The organism is Aliikangiella aequoris (genome assembly GCF_053709105.1).
Window position 1 is genome coordinate 1,078,117 of sequence record NZ_CM132298.1, and the last position, 17,898, is coordinate 1,096,014.

15 protein-coding genes are annotated in these 17,898 nt (G+C 41.4%); 13 read left to right on the forward strand and 2 right to left on the reverse strand.

The annotated features are described in order from the left end of the window. Window positions 1-122 precede the first annotated feature (122 nt). The gene (locus tag ACUR5C_RS04765) at window positions 123-1,922 is read left to right on the forward strand and encodes a hypothetical protein (protein ID WP_454467218.1); all 1,800 of its coding nucleotides are present in this window, start codon (window positions 123-125) and stop codon (window positions 1,920-1,922) included. Window positions 1,923-1,975: 53 nt separating this feature from the next. Here the strand turns inward: ACUR5C_RS04765 and ACUR5C_RS04770 are convergent, their stop codons facing one another. Next, on the reverse strand, window positions 1,976-2,494 hold the full coding sequence (locus tag ACUR5C_RS04770; RefSeq protein WP_454467219.1) for a DUF4240 domain-containing protein: 519 nt from the start codon (window positions 2,492-2,494) through the stop codon (window positions 1,976-1,978). A gap of 204 nt (window positions 2,495-2,698) precedes the next feature. Between ACUR5C_RS04770 and ACUR5C_RS04775 the strand changes: the two genes are divergently transcribed. Beyond that, window positions 2,699-3,361: a 2OG-Fe(II) oxygenase gene (locus ACUR5C_RS04775; RefSeq protein WP_454467220.1), complete on the forward strand. Its 663-nt coding sequence runs from the start codon at window positions 2,699-2,701 to the stop codon at window positions 3,359-3,361. 253 nt (window positions 3,362-3,614) lie between these two features. After that, window positions 3,615-5,135, forward strand: a complete 1,521-nt coding sequence (locus ACUR5C_RS04780; RefSeq protein WP_454467221.1) for a tetratricopeptide repeat protein — start codon at window positions 3,615-3,617, stop codon at window positions 5,133-5,135. A 53-nt stretch (window positions 5,136-5,188) separates the two neighbouring features. On the opposite strand, the gene ACUR5C_RS04785 is transcribed toward ACUR5C_RS04780, so the two are convergent. Further along, entirely contained in the window at window positions 5,189-6,892 is a 1,704-nt protein-coding gene (locus ACUR5C_RS04785; RefSeq protein ID WP_454467222.1) for an amidohydrolase, read from the reverse strand. 124 nt (window positions 6,893-7,016) lie between these two features. On the opposite strand from ACUR5C_RS04785, the gene bioA reads away from it, so the two are divergent. The 10 genes from bioA to ACUR5C_RS04835 all read left to right on the forward strand — a co-directional run bounded on the left by bioA (window position 7,017) and on the right by ACUR5C_RS04835 (window position 17,802). Continuing rightward, entirely contained in the window at window positions 7,017-8,315 is a 1,299-nt protein-coding gene (gene bioA, locus ACUR5C_RS04790; protein ID WP_454467223.1) for an adenosylmethionine--8-amino-7-oxononanoate transaminase, read from the forward strand. 254 nt (window positions 8,316-8,569) lie between these two features. After that, on the forward strand, window positions 8,570-10,411 hold the full coding sequence (locus tag ACUR5C_RS04795; protein WP_454467224.1) for a serine/threonine-protein kinase: 1,842 nt from the start codon (window positions 8,570-8,572) through the stop codon (window positions 10,409-10,411). A gap of 14 nt (window positions 10,412-10,425) precedes the next feature. Further along, a complete protein-coding gene (locus ACUR5C_RS04800; protein WP_454467225.1) occupies window positions 10,426-11,085 on the forward strand; it encodes a hypothetical protein in 660 nt (219 codons plus the stop codon). Between the two features lie 307 nt (window positions 11,086-11,392). Then, a complete protein-coding gene (gene rpsF, locus ACUR5C_RS04805) occupies window positions 11,393-11,815 on the forward strand; it encodes a 30S ribosomal protein S6 (protein WP_454467226.1) in 423 nt (140 codons plus the stop codon). A 14-nt stretch (window positions 11,816-11,829) separates the two neighbouring features. Next, on the forward strand, window positions 11,830-12,057 hold the full coding sequence (rpsR, locus tag ACUR5C_RS04810; protein ID WP_142934948.1) for a 30S ribosomal protein S18: 228 nt from the start codon (window positions 11,830-11,832) through the stop codon (window positions 12,055-12,057). A 30-nt stretch (window positions 12,058-12,087) separates the two neighbouring features. Next, window positions 12,088-12,540: a 50S ribosomal protein L9 gene (gene rplI / locus ACUR5C_RS04815; RefSeq protein ID WP_454467227.1), complete on the forward strand. Its 453-nt coding sequence runs from the start codon at window positions 12,088-12,090 to the stop codon at window positions 12,538-12,540. Window positions 12,541-12,723: 183 nt separating this feature from the next. Continuing rightward, complete coding sequence (dnaB, locus tag ACUR5C_RS04820) at window positions 12,724-14,094, forward strand: replicative DNA helicase (RefSeq protein ID WP_454467228.1); 1,371 nt, start codon at window positions 12,724-12,726, stop codon at window positions 14,092-14,094. Between the two features lie 9 nt (window positions 14,095-14,103). Next, the gene (gene alr, locus ACUR5C_RS04825) at window positions 14,104-15,180 is read left to right on the forward strand and encodes an alanine racemase (RefSeq protein WP_454467229.1); all 1,077 of its coding nucleotides are present in this window, start codon (window positions 14,104-14,106) and stop codon (window positions 15,178-15,180) included. Beyond that, on the forward strand, window positions 15,168-15,581 hold the full coding sequence (locus tag ACUR5C_RS04830; protein WP_454467230.1) for a secondary thiamine-phosphate synthase enzyme YjbQ: 414 nt from the start codon (window positions 15,168-15,170) through the stop codon (window positions 15,579-15,581). The genes alr and ACUR5C_RS04830 overlap by 13 nt, the downstream gene beginning before the upstream one ends. A 217-nt stretch (window positions 15,582-15,798) precedes the next feature. Beyond that, window positions 15,799-17,802, forward strand: a complete 2,004-nt coding sequence (locus ACUR5C_RS04835) for a methyl-accepting chemotaxis protein (RefSeq protein WP_454467231.1) — start codon at window positions 15,799-15,801, stop codon at window positions 17,800-17,802. The last annotated feature ends 96 nt before the right edge of the window (window positions 17,803-17,898 follow it).

Genomic DNA, 17,898 nt, shown 5'->3' on the forward strand with positions numbered 1-17,898 from the left:
TCAAGGTATTATGTTTAGCAAGAATAGGGTTTAACAACTATTTAATTCAAGCAAAACAATTAACTCAAACATCAATTTTAACTCAAACAAAATATAAGTAAGCGATTAGTTAAGGAAGCTTTATGGCATTTGAATATGGCTCGGATACGTTAGGTATTAAGAACCCCTTTAAGTTCGAAGGGTTAATTTTAACCATCAGAGGCGCAATAGTTACAATACTCGGCGTTGTGGCAATATTAGCGGTCAAAGATTTGGTGAATGAAGGTGATAAAGCTGCAGGTTGGTTATCACTGGGAATGGGGGTGCTGTTATTAGGTAATGGGGTAGTCGCTGCAGCGCGAGGTATTTTTAAAATGCTGCGCTTTTTTGTTGGTCGCAGTGTACCCGCCAGCCTTGCATCTAATATGGGAAAAAGTGAAGCCCATGTGAGAGAAAACTACATTGCTTATCACGACAAACACTTAGAACAAATGTTAATGGGGCGTAAGAATCTAACCTTTGTCGAGCCACAAGGCTGGCTGGCCCGATTAATTCATACCCTAATGCCGCGCTTATTATTTATGCCTTTTCCTATTCGTACTGCCGCTCAAAATTTAAGCAGTGCGCTTATTTATACCCTGTTGGCTTTTTTATGTTATGGATTAGCGTGGTTTTCTGGAACAACCGGATTAACTAATATTAACGACACGCCAATAATGAGTTGGTTGAGTATCGTTTTGGCTAGCTTTTTATTTGTCATTTGGTCTGGGCGTCGCTCACCACTAAAAAGAGTTGCTCAGGTATCGGTAGCTAGCGCGGGTGCGAGTGGTGTAATAATGATGGTGGTTGTGTCTATTTTATTGCCGGTCGGCTTAAGCTATATACATCATAACGTTACTGCCTTACCTGAACTGCCGTTTAGTGCAACCGCTTATATTATGACCATGACTTTATTAGGCTTGTTGGCTGCGAGCTACGGCTTGTTAGTGACGTTTTTACGGGCCAGTAAAGCCGATCCTAAAACGGAAGTTTCAGAGTTTCGTAAAAATTGGCAAGAAAGTATTCATCCGCAAGAAATTTTTATTAACTTTGAAAACATCGTTATGGCGAATCGGCGCTATAAAGAAATACCTAATCGAGTTTACCGTGACTTTGATGCCAATTTGGTGGAGCAAGGAAGTAACGATAAAGGTAAATTTGATGGCGAAATGATCCAAGAAACTCAACCGGTGTACCGAGAAATACCGATGCACCCTTGGTTTAAGTCGTTACGTATTGCCGGAACCATCGCGGGTGAATTGCTGTTGGTGATTGCTGCGATAATGTTTTACCAAGCAATAGAGTCGGTAACTGCGTTAAAGTCGCAGCCGATAGTCGCCTTTGATGCGATTATTTATCCGGTGCTCATATGGATATTCGGCCGAATTATTAGTAATACGGCACATATTTTTTGGGCGGAAATGCATTTCGAGTCTTTAATTGTTTATTTTCAATGCAAAGGGACTTATGCAGAATCCAAACTAAGTACCGGTACGAGTATTCATGATAGTACTCGTTCGGAAAATGTGGTTGTTCGCTCTAGCATGACACCTTGGATTATTACCTCAAAATTAATTACTAGCTGTTTTGCTGAAAGTGGGAGTAATAATTTAGAGTATTACCGCCGCATTCTAGAGCTTCATAAGGCCGATGACGATTTAGATAAAATTACTCAAGAAATGCGAGAGTTTTTGGGTGATCGGGAAACCATAGCAAGCATTAACGATAAAGATCTTGCATCGGCAGGAACGATTTATCAGGTTAATCAAGAAACACGCTCGTTGAATGAGCAAGCAGCGATTAATCAAAGTGGATCGACTCAAATTCCCCATGAGCGCGCCGAAGGGCAGATAAATACCCAAGACCAAGGATCTCCTGAAGGTTTAGACGTAGAGCAGCGCTAAGTTAAAGCTCGCTTTTATGCCGCTATTCCGTTGGGAAGAAGCGGCATGTTAAGTTAGTTTAAAGACACCCAGTATTTGGCGAATAGGTTAGGGTAGCTTTGGCGTAAAAACTTAGGTTTGTCTTTAAAGCGTTTACCTTTGGGCTCTAGTTGTCCAGAGGGAACAAATGGTAGCTCTTTACCTGTTCTCTGTTCGTAAATTAAGCCCGCAATGAGATCATACTCATCTAAATATGGAGACGCTTCATCATCTTTGAATGGAATAATGTCGCCCTCTGCAAGTGAGTCAGGATCATTCAGTGCTTTATCAAAAGTTGCTTTGCCGCAGGAAATTAGCCAGCAGCGAAACTCGGCAAACGCATATTCCGTATTACAGCCAGCTATAACAAAAGCCGCGCCAAATAAAGCCCAGGTATAGCTAGCCCGCATCTTAAGGCTAAAGTGCTTATCAAAGTCGGCAAGTTCTTGGTTTGAGAGTGGTTCTAGTTTTTGGGTTAATGCCGCGCCAATAGACTCAGCGTCTGGTAAGTTTGGTGAAGCCGTTACTAGACGCCAAAAAGTATCTTCATTCATACCTAATCTAACTCTCAATTTAAAAATATAAGCCTATTATAGCCAGTGCGACTGGATAAAAATACCTAGCTAGTTCAATCCAAGCGTATTTAGTACCGCAAGTTTTTTAAATTAAAATTTAGATTCTTGACGATAAATTAGTTTTGTTGGCTGTTTGCTTCTTGTTTTAGGTTTAATACGCCTTTTTTTCAATTAGACAAAATTATGTTCTTATCGCATTTACCAACCGTTTCAAGCCAATCGAGCGCGGCCAGCTCTGAGTATGTTAAGCGTGCCCAGTTAGATGATGATTTAGCCAATAAAATAGTCGATGATATTGGTTTGCGTGGTTATAGTATTACCGAAGCGGCCTTGCCTAAATGCCTAGCGATGGCGCTATATCAAGAACTTAAAATTAGCAGCGACTTTAGTTTAGCTGCGGTTGGACGTGAAAATAGCCATCAGATTCAATTGGAAACTCGTAGCGATAGAACTTTGTGGATTGAAGGTAGTACTCCTGCACAACAAACTTGGTTAAGCTGGAGTGCGTCGCTCCAAAGCGTATTAAATCGCCAGCTGTTTTTAGGACTATTTAGTTTTGAAAGTCACTTTGCTCATTACCCTGTTGGTGCTTACTACAAAACCCATGTTGATGCGTTTAAAGGAGGGAACACACGTAAGCTCTCTCTAATTGCTTATTTAAACCCTGTTTGGGAGGCACATTGGGGTGGTGAGTTAGAGCTTCAACTCTACGCACAAAAGAAAATAAAAATTCTGCCTAGCTTTGCTACGCTGGTAGCATTTTTAAGTGAAGACTTTCCTCATCAGGTACTTCCGGCATCTCAGTCGCGATATTCTGTTGCGGGTTGGTTTCGAGTGAATGCGTAGAATAATTTTAAAGTAGTAATAGCTTCGATTTTTTGACCGAAATGTTATAAAAAGCAAAGTGTTTAGGTTAGCTTAAAAAATTGCTTGCAACTCGTTACGAAAAGCGTATGTTAAATGCGTTACCATGTTTTACCCATAAAGCGGGGTGATATTTTCCTGAAGGTCGTGTCGAGTAAAATAAACTAAAAATATCTCATCTGTAGTATTCGTTGTAGGTAAGCCCAGCTTTCTTTTTCTACTAAAGGAGAGCACTATGAAGTCACTAATTAATCGAATATTGGCAATATCTATCATTGTCGCCTGTTGTTTTATTCCAGTCAGTATCGCTTCACCAATTGAGTTAAAAGGAATTCCTGTTTCTCAAGTTAGTCCGCAGCAATTGATCGATGTGAAAGCTGGTTTTGAAGCTTTAAACCAAAATAAGCGAATGGTTGCTAATCGTATTTTTACTCAGTTAACCAAAGAAAACCCACGAGCTCCCATTAATTGGATTGGGTTGAGTCATTCAGCTACATCGCTGGAGCAATTTAACTACGCAGTAGAGCAAGCTAGCCAGTTAGCTAAAACCAGCACCGAAGCTGAAAAGTTAATGATAGAAATGGAGCAAACCTATATTGCGAACGATGCCAAAGCAAGACTCAGCATCACCGAAAAGTTAATTAAAAAGTACCCACAGAGCAGTTTTGCTTGGGAAGCTAGAGGACATTCATTGGCCGATGCAAACCAAAACGTTGCTGCCAGAGATGCTTTTAGCAAAGCGGGTGAGTTGTCACCTTATGATATTTCGCCTAATTTAGCGCTAGGTAATAACTACTTATTTAAAACACCAAAGGATTTTGCGAAAGCAGAGCAGCACTTTATTAAAGTGGTTGAGATTCAGCCCGCTAATTTTTGGGGGCATATCAGTTTGGGTGACGCTCATAGAGCGCAAAATAATTTTTCTGCAGCATTGCGTGACTACTCGAGAGCGTTATATTTAGATCCGCAAAATGGATCTGGCTTAACCAAGCGCGGTCACGTTAATACGTTTTTAGGCAATTACAAACAGGCCCGAGTCGATTACGATAAGGCGATTCAAGTTGCTGAGCCAAATATGGCGAACTACTTGGCAAATTACAAAACCTTTACTCATCTTTATCAAGGCCTGCCTAATGAAACCATAAAAGAGTTGCAAACCGTTGCGCGAAATATTGATAAGTCGCCAGTTGAAAACCATCAAAAAACCCAAGCAAAATTGTTTACCATGGAAAACTTAGCGATGGTCGGGATTCATCATGAAATAATTGATTCTGCAGAAAACGCGATTAAAGCACGTGAAAAACTGATAGAAGCCCAATTAGCTAGCGTGAATGATGATAATTTAAAGCGTTCTAGACGCGCCACTAACCACTTTTGGAAAGGGACTATTCAGGCGCAAAAAGGCGAACTAGTCGCAGCAACTCAAAGTGCTGATAAAATGAAAACACTATTGGTGCCTATTCAAAATGAGCGAAAGTTAGAAGACTTTCATGAGCTTATGGCTTTTATTTCACTAAAAAAAGAGCAGTATAGCGAAGCGGTGGGGCATTATAATTTAGCCAATAATGAAAAGATTTATGTGAAATTTAATAAAGCGATTGCGCTTGAGCAAACCGGTGACACTAAACAGGCGCAGAAGCTTTTTGATGAAGTCGCACGGCATAATTTTAACTCTGTTGAGTTTGCGCTCTTGCGAAATGAAGCCGAACAAAGAAATCAGTTTTTATCAGTTTCAGTTGGTTCAGCTTCGCATTAATTTCAATTTAAACTAAGGATAAAAAAGGCGCTATTTGGTTAGCGCCTTTTTTATTACTGAGCGCTAAACACGCGTTCACCTGCTAGCCACGTTTGTAATACGCGAGTTTGCCAAATTTTAGTTGGATCACCTTTGATGATGTCTTTATCGACTAAAATAAAATCTGCCCATTTGCCTGCTTCGAGTGAACCTAAAGTTGACTCTTGGTGAGCTGCGAATGCGGCGTCTAAGGTAAAGCTTCGTAGTGCTTGTTGTGGAGTCATTTTTTCGTTAGGTAACCAACCGTCTTTGGGATTGTTCTGTTGGTCTTGTCGAGTGATTGCTGCGTGCAACCCATGCATTGGATTGGCCAGCTCTACTGGAAAATCAGAGCCAGAAGCAATGATGGTTCCTTGCTGTAAAAACTTATTCCAAGCGTATGCTCCAGCCAATCTTTTTTCGCCTAAACGATCGCCAGCCATGTTCTTGTCGCTAGTTGCGTGGACTGGTTGCATGGAAGCGATTAGCTTTAAATCAACGAAGCGGGGAATGTCGTCTAGAGCAACTATTTGTGCATGCTCAATACGGTTGCGTAGCTTAACTTTTGTTTTATTGTCATAGGCTTTTTCAAACGCATTGAGTACCAGCCTATTGCCGCGATCGCCGATTGCATGAACGTTAGCTTGAAATCCATGACTTAATATTAAATCAACTAAATGATTGAGCTGCTCTGCTTGTGTCACTAATAAGCCTTTGTTATCTGCGTCGTCAGAATAGGGGGCAAGTAATGCCGCGCCTCTAGAGCCTAATGCGCCGTCAGAGTAAAGCTTAACACTCCGAACAGATAAACGGTCATTGGGATCTTGAATAATTCCATTTGTTAGCCAAGTTTTTAAATTAGGGCTTGAGCCTGCTAACATGGCGTAGATTCTAACGGGTAACCCTTGGGCTTTATTTTTAGATAAATAGTAGTCTAGATCCGCTTGGTTTACCCCCGCGTCATGGACACTAGTGATCCCTAAAGATAATAAATGCTGAAACGCTTTATCAAATGCAAACTCTCGCTCTAATGCAGACTGAGCGGGAACTTTTGACTCCACTAAATCAATTGCATTGTCGATGAGTACGCCAGTTGCTTCACCAGAAGCATCGCGAATAATTTTTCCTCCGGCTGGATCGGGAGTATTCCGATTTATGCCGGCCAATTTTAATGCTTCAGAATTTGCCCAAGCAGCATGTCCATCGATTCGTCTTAAAAGGATAGGACGCTTTACTCCTGTATCGTCAAGAGATTTTTTAGTCGGAAAGGTTTTGTTTAACCACAATACTTGATTCCAACCTCGGCCTAAAACCCACTGTGATTTAGGGTTATTTTGCGCGAACTCTTTTACCAATGCAGCAGCTGATTCTTCTGAAGCCGTACCGCGCAGGCTGACTCGCAACATTTCGTTGCCTAACCCAGAAACATGTCCATGAGCATCAATTAATCCAGGTAATACAAATTGTCCGCCGCCATCAATTACTTGGCAATGGCTGAGGTTTTTGGGCGCTTGGTCTGTACCGGTCGCTAGTACTTTGCCGTTGGAAAATGCTAACCAAGTGAAGTTAAGTATTTTATTTGAGTTAGACTGGGGAGTGTAGCCAGTTATATTGTTAATCAGCTGACACTGTGATGTGTCAGTTTGGTCAGTTTGAGCACTCAAATGGCTGGTGTAGGTTATCGCGCTGGATAAAACTATGACGGTAAGTAATTTAATTTTGTTCGATAGCAAATGCATAGGGATTCCTTTAAAGGATTTTATTATGTGGCTAGAGTGTATAAGATTTTACCTTTGAATGTCTAAACGGGCATAATGTATGGATAAAAATAAATGTTAACAAATTGTTTATGCGGGTCGTTTTATGGATTTTTTAGCGCAAGATTTAAGTTTTGACCGCCAGCACTTATGGCACCCTTACACTAACTTAAAACAGCCAACGCCCGTTTTTGGTGTGACTGCTGCTAACGGGGTGTATTTGACTTTAGACGGCGGTCAGCAAGTTATTGACGGCATGTCTTCTTGGTGGTCGACCATTCACGGGTACAACCATCCGCATTTGAATAACGCCTTAATTTCTCAAGTAAACCAATTTTCGCACGTGATGTTTGGCGGTTTAACCCATCAACCGGCCATTCAATTAGGTAAAAAGCTAATTGCCATGACCGCGGAAGAGTTAACTTGTTTATTTTTAGCCGACTCTGGCTCGGTTGCTGTTGAGGTGGCTTTAAAAATGGCCTTGCAATACTACTACTCGCAAGGAAAGACTAAAAAGACCCAGTTTTTAACTTTTAAAAACGGCTATCACGGCGATACCTTTGGTGCTATGTCGGTATGTGACCCGGAAAACGGTATGCATTCGATGTTTGCTGGCGTTTTACCAAAGCATTTATTTGTGGAAGCGCCCAACTGCATTAGTGATGATTTATGGAAAGATAGCGACATTGAGCCTTTTAAGCAGGCTATTCAGCGTAATTCAGCCACTATTGCTGCAGTAATTATTGAACCTTTGGTGCAAGGTGCTGGAGGAATGAGAGTCTATTGTGCCGAGTACTTACGCCAAATTAGGCGTTTATGTGATGAGAATGATGTGCTGTTAATTGTTGATGAAATCGCGACGGGGTTTGGCCGCACTGGAAGCCTTTTTGCCTATCAACAAGCACAAATCACACCGGACATATTGTGTTTAGGAAAGGCCCTCACTGGCGGTTATATGAGTTTGGCGGCAACCCTGACAACGCGCAAAGTTGCCGATGTGATATCCAGTTATGCCGGTGGAAACTTAATGCATGGGCCCACTTTTATGGGCAATCCGTTAGCCTGCGCTGTGGCTAATGCTAGTTTAGAGTTACTTGAAAACGGAGACTGGCAAACGCAAGTGAGTCGTATTGAGTTGCAGTTGCAAGCCGAGCTAGCTCCCTTAGCAGAATTACCTTCGGTAGCTGATGTTAGAGTCAAAGGAGCGATTGGCGTGGTTGAAATGAAACAAGCAATAGACATGCATTGGGTAACACCGCGTCTAGTTGAGCTTGGCGTATGGATTCGACCTTTTGGTAAACTCTTATATATTATGCCAGCATATATTATTACCGCTGAGCAGCTGAGCAAGTTAACCGATGCCATAAAAACTATTGCCATGGAGTCGCTGTGTAAAGCGAAATAGCGCATTTAGGTAAATTGATTATGGTAAATCAAATTCACCGAAGCGCGATTAAAGGGCTAACCTTTAAGGGGTAAGTAAAGCAATGGGTCATACGAATGATAGGAATTTGAGATTTCAATCGTTTGTTGGCTAATTTCAGTTATAATGCGTTTATGTTGTATTCAGGTTAGGTGGTGTAGATTTCGCCTAACTTATAAAAATTATAAAAGTGCTATTAAGCCCTTGTTGGTTTAATAGGGGGTAATTATTTTTTAATGGACAATCGAGAAGTAAATAAACTCAGTGATGAAACTCAGGTTTCAGTTAAGTCTGAATCGATTGACTCGGAATTGTTTAGAGATCCGGAAAAACTAAAGCGCCAACTTGCCGACAACAGAGAAAAAGCCCTTACCCAAATTAATAATAACTTGCAGAACCAAGCCAATTTACAAGGTGTTATTAATGTTCAAAAAGTAGCTAATCAAGCCTTAGCTGAAAATAAAGTGGTGTTAAATAACCGCTTTGTGCTCGATTCAATTCTCGGTAGTGGTGGCATGGGTACCGTCTATAAGGCCAGAGACTTGCGCAAGGTTGAAGCTCGTGATGCGAATCCTTATGTCGCGACTAAAATACTGAATAGTGACTTTCGCAAGCATCCAGACGCGTTTGTTTCGCTGCAACGGGAAGCCAGCCGCTCGCATATTTTATCTCACCCTAACATTGTCACCGTGCACGACTTTGATCGTGATGGAAACACGATTTATATGACGATGGAGCTGTTAAAGGGGATCCCATTAGATGAACTTATATTACAAAACAAAAATGTTGGGCTAGAAAAAGACCGCGCACTGAAAATCTTTAAAGAGTTTTGTCTTGCGCTTGAATATGCCCACGAAAAAGGCATTATCCATTCCGATTTAAAACCCGCCAATATCTTTGTGACCGACGATGCCGCGAAAGTACTGGATTTTGGCATTGCTCGAATTGCGGCTGAGTCGCGTTATCAAGATCACTTTGATGCGGGAGCGATTGGCGCTCTAACACCAGCTTATGCCAGCCTTGAAATGCTCGATAATCAGCCTCCTGATGAGTCCGATGATGTCTATGCTGCGGCAATTATTGCCTATGAGTTATTATCTGGCGCTCACCCTTATGCGGGTAAATCTGCAGCGGCAGCGCTAGCGTTAAACTTAAAGCCGGAAAGGCTGGCGAACTTAAATAACCGTCAATGGAAGGCTCTCGCTAATGCTTTGGCGTTAAGGCGAGAAAATAGAACGCGTAACATTCGCGAGTTTCGGACTCAAATGACGATAACGCCTAAGTTACCGGTGTTTAAGTTTGTTAGCATTGGGTTGCTTGGGTTACTTTCTTGGGCGGCTTATATACAATTTATTGTGCCTGATGAAATGTCTTTGTACATTGAAGAAATGCTCCAGCAAGCTGAACAATGCCAGCAGGCGCAAGACTTTAGCTGTGAAGCCGCGAGTGCTAAAGCAATATTAAACCTTGCTCCGGAGCATTCTAAAGCGCAGCGAGTATACTCCGCTGCATTGCAGCGCTTAGCCGAGCAACGAAAAGTCCAAGCGATTGAGTCCCATTGGAAAAACGCACAAGATTGCGAGTTAAAGTCAGACTATCAGTGTACGTTAACTGAGCTTGATGCGCTTTTATTGTTAGATTCAAACCATCGCTTAGCGCTTAAGCTAAAAGCGCACGCAGAGCAGGCACAAAGAGCCCAACTCGCTGCGCAGCAGTCGGCGGAAAAAGCATTTGAGCAAGCCTTTGATAAAGCGCAACTTTGTTTAGAGCAGCAAAAGTTGACTTGTGCGGTTAATCAAGCGCAATTGGCATTAGAAATTAAGCCAGGCTCAGCGTCCGCTGAAAGCCTGTTTCAAAATGCGAGTTTCGCTTTAAAACAGTTTCAACAAAGTCAGCAAAAAGCAGAGAAAATACTTCAAGAAGGTGAAAACTGCTTTGCAAAGGCCGATTACAGTTGCGCTATCGCTAAATCTGAATCTGCGCTAGAATTTGTACCTAACTTGCAACAAGCATTAATGCTTAAAAGTAAAGCGAAAGCAGCCATGGATAATGCTAAGGCCGCTATCGAAATTCAATAGAGGTGAGCTTCGCTATGAAAAACTATCCATCGAAAGTCATTTTAATTACAACTTTGTCTATTATGCTAGTTACAGGCCTAGGTTGTGGTATGAATAGTAAACGCTTACGTACTATTGGTGCAGTGATTGCTGTAGGGGTGGCGGCTAAACTCTTGTATGATATGTATGTTGACTACAAAACTGAACAAGTCACTAACCAAGATAAAGTGATTGAAGATTACAAAAAAATTCATCAGCAACTTCCACCAGAGCCTGCATTAGTTACTTATGAGTCGAGCTTAAAACCGGGCGAGGTAGTGAAAGCGGGTAGTCCTATTTCGATTATTTCAAGATTAGAAGTGGTGCCCGGTACACAGCGAAAAAGTGTTGAAATACAAGAGAAAATAGTTATTTACGATAACGAAGATCATGCCAAAGAGTTAAAAAGTTTAACTAAGCCAGTTAATGCAGAAACCAAAACTTGTGGTGCTTTTAAAAATCAGTTTACGTTTAAGCTTCCTAAAGGGATGCCTCAAGGCATTTACCCAATTAAAACTTACGTGATTATTGATGGTAAAGAGTTCGAACCTAAACAAAACCAAATGCAGTTAGTTATTCATCAGCAACCCAATAGCGAAAACCGTTATTTAGCCTATCGCGCGGACCAAGCTAAAGTTGCATTTTTACTGGAGTAAGCGTGGCTGAACGGCGAATTACTGGTTAACCAGTTTCCGACAAATTTAGCGTAAAGTGTAAGCGAATAAAGCCTGCACCGATAAAACCAATTGAATTGTGGCGTCAAAGCGTCAATAAAACTGCTGAAATGCGTTTAACTCCCTTGTTAAAGTTGCATTTTAGCTAGGCTCCCCGTATAATCGCGCGCTCTTAAACCGAGTCTAGCCATTTAGCTTTTTGTTAAATTTTTGGGCTTTTATTACAATCTGACCTAACTCCTTGTTATTAATAATTAAATTAATGACTGGAAACCGTGAGGAGATCTAAATGCGACACTATGAAATCGTATTTCTAGTGCACCCTGATCAAAGCGATCAAGTGCCTGCTATGATCGAAAGATATAGCGCTGTTATTACTGAAGCAGAGGGTAAAATACACCGTCTTGAAGATTGGGGACGCCGTCAAATGGCTTACGCAATCAACAATGCTCATAAAGCCCATTACGTATTATTAAATGTTGAGTGTGATTACTCAGCTATCGCAGAGTTAGAGAACTTATTTAAGTTTAATGACGCTGTATTACGTAACCTTATCATTAAAATGAAAGGTGCGGTAACTGAAGCTTCTCCATTAGCGAAAGCAAAAGAAGAAGCGGCTAAGCGTTTTGATTCAGGTGACAAGCCTGAAAGAAAAACTGAATCTAGCGAAGAAGCATCAGCAGAAAAAGCTGATGAGTCTGCAGCAGAATAACGGAGGATATCATTATGTCTAGACATTTCAGACGTCGTAAGTACTGCCGATTCACTGCTGAAGGCATTACCGAAATTGATTACAAAGATTTAGCTACTTTAAAAAGCTACATCACTGAAACTGGTAAGATCGTTCCTAGCCGTATCACAGGAACACGTTCTAAGTATCAACGCCAGCTTTCTACAGCGGTTAAACGTGCACGTTTCTTGGCATTATTGCCTTACTCAGACGCGCATAAATAAGCAACGATTAACGAATTAGAGGAAAGACTAATGCAAGTCATTCTACTTGAAAAAATCCGTAATCTTGGCGAACTGGGTGATAGCGTTACTGTAGCAAACGGTTATGGGCGTAACTTCCTACTTCCACAAGGTAAAGCGGTTCCAGCGACTAAAGATAACATTGAAAAGTTTGAAGCACGTCGTGCAGATTTAGAAAAGAAAGCAGCTGAAGAACTTGCTGCTGCACAAGCAAGAGCTGAAAAGTTTGCTGAATTAACAGTAACTGTAGAAGCTTATGCTGGTGACGAAGGCAAGTTATTTGGTTCTGTAGGAACTAAAGACATTGCTGATGCAGTTACCGCAGCAGGCGTTGCTTTAGAAAAGCATGAAATCCGTTTACCTAACGGTGCGCTACGCAATACTGGTGAATTTGAAATCGACGTTCATTTACATTCTGATGTTGAAACGACTTTCAAACTAGTTGTTGCAGCTCAAGCTGAGTAGTTCATCAATTTTAGCGATTGATGAAAACGCTTGATTGCTTTCAGTTGAATCAAGTGACAAAATAAAACACCTCAACTTTGGTTGGGGTGTTTTTTTTTGAGTGAAATAAATTAATTAAGCCCACCAGTCTTAAACCATTAGATTGAGCTTAGCCGTTAGATAGAACAGTAGTTGGAATACAAAATGGCAGATGATCAACAAATAAATAATATAAAAATGCCACCGCATTCGGTCGAAGCTGAGCAGTCTGTGCTTGGCGGATTATTGCTCGACAATGAAGCTTGGGAAAAAGTATCGGATAAATTAGTCGCTGACGATTTTTTTCGTAAAGATCACCGACTTATTTTTCGAGCATTACAGTATTTAGCTGAAAACCAGCGTCCTATGGACGTAGTGACTTTATACGAGTTTTTAGAACAAGAAGGCGAAGCCGATGAAATTGGCGGCTTAGCCTATATTGGCGATTTAGCTAAAAATACGCCAAGTGCCTCTAACATTGTGGCTTATGCAGATATTGTTCGAGAAAGAGCGGTTTTACGCTCTTTAATAAGCGTGTCGAATGAAATTGCCGATGCCGCTTATTTTCCTAAAGGTAGAAAGCCTGACGAGCTTCTTGATTTAGCCGAATCTAAAGTTTTTAAGATCGCTGAGCAAAGAGAAACCAATGAAGCTGGTTTGCAATTAGCTGCAAATTTTTTGGATGAAACTCTGGATAGAGTTCAGTTTGCGGTTGAATCAAAAGGTGGCATAACTGGCTTAGGTTCGGGCTTTAAAGACTTAGATAAAATGACCAACGGTTTACAAAAGTCTGACTTATTGATTGTTGCTGGTCGTCCGGCGATGGGTAAAACTACTTTTGCCATGAATATTGCCGAGCACGCGTCAATTCATGGCGGCAAGCCGGTACTGGTTTTTAGTATGGAGATGCCGGCAAACCAGCTATTAATGCGATCTTTCGCTTCTATTGGAGGCATTGACGCGACTCGATTAAGAACCGGAGCGCTCGACGATAGAGACTGGGATAACCTTTCTGTCGCTACTAATATTCTTAAAAATAACTGCAAAATGTTTATCGATGACTCTGCAGGTTTGACGCCGTCTGAGTTACGTTCGCGTTCGCGTAGAGTGGTAAGAGAACACGGCGAAGTCGGGCTTATCGTGATAGATTATTTGCAGCTAATGACAGTACCAGGACTTGGCGATAACCGTACTTTAGAAATTTCCGAAATTTCACGCTCGCTTAAAGCCTTGGCCAAAGAGTTACAAGTACCGGTGATTGCACTTTCACAGCTAAACCGCTCGTTAGAGCAACGTGCTGATCGACGCCCGGTGATGTCTGACTTACGTGAGTCTGGCGCGATTGAGCAAGACGCTGATATCATCATGTTTGTATATCGCGACGAAGTATATAATAAAGACTCGGAAGACAAAGGTACCGCAGAAGTCATTATCGGCAAACAACGGAATGGCCCTATTGGTAATGTGAGGTTGGCATTCCAAGGGCACTTCAACCGTTTTGCTAATTTAGCCAAAACTTATGAAGAAGAATTTTAGCCAGTTATTATGCGGTCAACTAAAGCGATAATCGATTTAGCAGCGATTCGACATAACCTGTCAGTTGTAAAACGTTTAGCACCAGCCCAGAAAGTTATGGCGGTACTAAAAGCTGACGCTTACGGTCATGGCATTATTCAAACTGCTAAAGCAATGCCCCAAGTAGATGCATTAGCCGTCGCTTGTATGGATGAAGCAATTCGGCTTAGAAAAGCCGGGATTGACAATGAAATTATTTTGCTAGAAGGGTGTTTTAGTGCTGCTGAATATGAGTTAGTTTTAAAGCATCAACTGCAAACTGTGGTGCATCACCAAGCTCAAATCGATATTATAGAAGCTGCAGCGAGCACTACTTATAAACCAGTCGTATGGTTAAAGCTTGATACAGGCATGAATCGTTTGGGTTTTACCCAAACTGAGTTTGAGGTTGCTTACCAGCAACTAAGCAGCAGTTCAAAAATAGCTCAAATTAACCTCATGTCGCACTTTGCTTGCGCTGACGACATTACTAATTCTTTTTCTCAACAGCAGCTATTAGCGTTTAAACGCGCAGTTAGCAATAAATCAGCAAAACTCAGTATGGCAAACTCGGCAGGGATTGTCGCGTGGCCAGAAAGCCATTTTGATTGGGTGAGGCCGGGAATTATCCTTTATGGCTGCTCGCCAATGCTCGGTCTAAAAGGAGAGCAGCATAGTTTAAAGCCAGCAATGACTCTAGAGTCTCAGTTATTTGCTGTGAAAGATCTAAAGCCTGGCGATACCGTGGGCTACGGAGCTACCTGGCGTGCCAAACAGGCGACGCGAGTCGGTATAATCGCCATAGGTTATGGGGACGGTTATCCTCGACATGCTAAGCAGGGTACTCCGGTTCTAATTAATGGAACTTGTTACCCTCTAATAGGTAAAGTCTCTATGGATATGATTAGTGTCGATTTAGGCAAGGAAAGTACAATTCCAATGGGTTCTCGGGCTGTACTTTGGGGCAAAGATTTGCCGATCGAAACTATAGCAAAGCATGCAGATACGATTAGTTATACATTATTATGCGGGGTCACTTCGCGCGTGAGGTTCGAATGGCTGGAGTGATTAAATCTTTAACTATCAATACATTAGGTCAAGGGCTGGTAGAATTCACCCAGCAGGTTCATGACCTAGTAACATCAACACATGTCGACTCAGGGTTATGTACACTCTTTGTTAGGCACACATCTTGCAGTTTGATAATTCAAGAAAACGCAGACCCATCTGCACAGGATGATTTGGAGCGCTGGTTGAATCGATTAGTGCCTGAAAATGACCCTTTATATACGCACGTATTTGAGGGCGACGATGACATGCCTGCGCACATTAAGTCGGCGTTAACCGCTTCAAGCTTAGCTATCCCAGTGGTAAATGGGAAGTTAGTGTTAGGTACTTGGCAAGGAATTTTCCTTTGGGAACACCGTAAAGCTAAGCACCAACGTGAAGTTGTTGTGCATATAAACTGAATAGATTTTCTAGTTTTTATGAATTTCTTATTACCCATAATAAATAATCAACAATAAGTAATAGATTCAACTAATTAGCTTGATATTCTAGGCAGGCATCTAAATTCTTGACTATGCTTATTGATAACGACAAGCAAGCGCGGTTTTAGAAGACTTCTGTGCTTACTTTTCTCCTTGATTTCAGTCCATATAGTTAATAGAAGTAAAGAGGCTTAGAATGAATTTGACAGTTACAACGAGAATAGCCGGTGGTTCTGGCTTAGTGATTCTGTTATTGATCGCGCTGTCGATTACAGGATTAGAAGGGGTCAGCAACATAGAAGAAGGGCTTAATGGTGTAACTGATGAGTCTATTCCTATGCTAACGGCTGGCGGAGAAAAAACTTCTTCGTTGTTAAAGGCAAAAGCTGAAGTGAACCGTTTTCATCAATCACGTAATGTGAGCGAGTTAGCTGGTTTTGAGACAAACTATGGGCAATTAATGAAAGCCAATAAGAAGTCTTCTAGTAACTTAGCCAGTGCAGCACAAGCCTACCCAGAAGTTTTAGCTTCATTAAAAGCCAGCAACCAAAGTATTAGTCAATTTGAGCAAATTGTGCCGCAAGTGTTTGAAGCGCATCGCGCAGACCTTTCATTAGGAGCATCGGTTACCCAATTAAGAGGCGATTTTGAAGATACTGCTGACGAGCTAGACTCATACTTATTCGATTTTTCCGATGATTTAGGTGAAGGCGCTACAGCGACTACTTTAAATAGCTTGTCGAATTTAATCCGCGAAGCCACAGTACTTATTACTGATGTTTTAGTTACCGACGACTTGCAAGCCGTTGAGTCCACCACCAAAGATATTGTTTCGTTAGTTGCTGAGCTAGACCGAAAGTTCGCACAAGTTAAGTCTGATCCCGCCGCAACCAACTCGAGCTATTATGCTGACACTCAAACTTCAATTACACAATTTAAACAGTTAACGGTTAATTCCGGCAATATTTTAGAAACTTATAAACGCCAACTAGAAAAGCGTGCAGAAGCCAAACAAAAATTATTTGCTATGGACGAAGTGGCTGTTCAGGCACAAGACCATTTAAATAATGTATTAACCAAAGTGAAAGCGTTGGCATTGTCAATTAAACAAGACGCTGCAGAGAAAGTTAAGTCGAGTCGTACCTTATTAATTAGTTTTGCGGTTATCGCAATTGTAGTTGCCATTGGGGTTAACTATTGGGTTCTTCAAAGTATCACCAGCCCGTTAAATGAAGTACTAAGAGTCATAGGTAAAGTGTCGAAAGGTGACTTAACAGACCAAGCCAAGGTTTACAGAAATGATGAGCTAGGTAAGTTAACGAGTGGCTTCAATGAGTTAATTACTGCACTTCGTACCATGCTAAAAGAAATAGGTTCGAGTTCAGAGCAACTGTCTGCCAGTGCAGAGCAAACCACCACCATTTCAAGCCAAAGCAATGAGAATATTGGTTATCAGCGTGAGCAAACTGACATGATTGCGACCGCAATGACAGAAATGACTGCTACCGTAGATGAAGTGGCTAACAGTGCAAATAATACTTTAATGGAAGTTCAAAAAGCCAATAGCGAAGCAGTAGATGGTCAACAAGTTGTTCAGAAAAGCATTGCTACGATTAATCGATTAGCGAGTGAAATAGAAAGTGCGGCGGCTGTTATTGATAAACTCGATCAATATAGTACCAATATTGGTGCAGTATTAGATGTAATTAGAGGAATTGCAGATCAAACTAACTTATTAGCATTAAACGCGGCTATTGAAGCAGCGAGAGCGGGCGAACAAGGACGAGGGTTTGCGGTAGTGGCAGATGAAGTACGAACATTAGCAAGTAAAACACAGGAGTCTACTTCAGAAATTCAAGAAATGATTGAGCGATTACAAACCGGTACTAGAGAAGCTGTTAGTGTAATGGAAACAAGTCGAGAAGAAGCACAAAATAGCGTAGGCCAAACTGCTATCGCTGGCGAGTCTCTAGGCAAAATAACTCAAGCTGTTAGCGTTATTAACGATATGAGTACCCATATCGCTAGTGCTGCAGAGGAACAAAGTTCTGTTTCTCAAGAAATGCACCAAAATGTTTCTTCAATTTCTGAAATGGCAGATCGAACTAGCCAAGGTGCGAGTGAAAATCTAGAAGCTTCGCGAGAGTTGGCCCGATTAGCAGAGCATTTACAAAAACTTGTATCTCAGTTTAAGGTTTAGTTCCGCAAGGCAAAAACTTAATTAAAAAAACGTCGCTTACTTTGCGGCGTTTTTTTTTGTATTAAAATAATTAGATTTTAAAAATTTCGAGGAAGA

Coding starts and splice junctions, on each gene's coding strand:
- ACUR5C_RS04765 (WP_454467218.1), top strand. CDS start 123: ATGGCATTTGAATATGGCTCGGATACGTTAGGTATTAAGAACCCCTTT.
- ACUR5C_RS04770 (WP_454467219.1), bottom strand. CDS start 2,494: ATGAATGAAGATACTTTTTGGCGTCTAGTAACGGCTTCACCAAACTTA.
- ACUR5C_RS04775 (WP_454467220.1), top strand. CDS start 2,699: ATGTTCTTATCGCATTTACCAACCGTTTCAAGCCAATCGAGCGCGGCC.
- ACUR5C_RS04780 (WP_454467221.1), top strand. CDS start 3,615: ATGAAGTCACTAATTAATCGAATATTGGCAATATCTATCATTGTCGCC.
- ACUR5C_RS04785 (WP_454467222.1), bottom strand. CDS start 6,892: ATGCATTTGCTATCGAACAAAATTAAATTACTTACCGTCATAGTTTTA.
- bioA (WP_454467223.1), top strand. CDS start 7,017: ATGGATTTTTTAGCGCAAGATTTAAGTTTTGACCGCCAGCACTTATGG.
- ACUR5C_RS04795 (WP_454467224.1), top strand. CDS start 8,570: ATGGACAATCGAGAAGTAAATAAACTCAGTGATGAAACTCAGGTTTCA.
- ACUR5C_RS04800 (WP_454467225.1), top strand. CDS start 10,426: ATGAAAAACTATCCATCGAAAGTCATTTTAATTACAACTTTGTCTATT.
- rpsF (WP_454467226.1), top strand. CDS start 11,393: ATGCGACACTATGAAATCGTATTTCTAGTGCACCCTGATCAAAGCGAT.
- rpsR (WP_142934948.1), top strand. CDS start 11,830: ATGTCTAGACATTTCAGACGTCGTAAGTACTGCCGATTCACTGCTGAA.
- rplI (WP_454467227.1), top strand. CDS start 12,088: ATGCAAGTCATTCTACTTGAAAAAATCCGTAATCTTGGCGAACTGGGT.
- dnaB (WP_454467228.1), top strand. CDS start 12,724: ATGGCAGATGATCAACAAATAAATAATATAAAAATGCCACCGCATTCG.
- alr (WP_454467229.1), top strand. CDS start 14,104: ATGCGGTCAACTAAAGCGATAATCGATTTAGCAGCGATTCGACATAAC.
- ACUR5C_RS04830 (WP_454467230.1), top strand. CDS start 15,168: ATGGCTGGAGTGATTAAATCTTTAACTATCAATACATTAGGTCAAGGG.
- ACUR5C_RS04835 (WP_454467231.1), top strand. CDS start 15,799: ATGAATTTGACAGTTACAACGAGAATAGCCGGTGGTTCTGGCTTAGTG.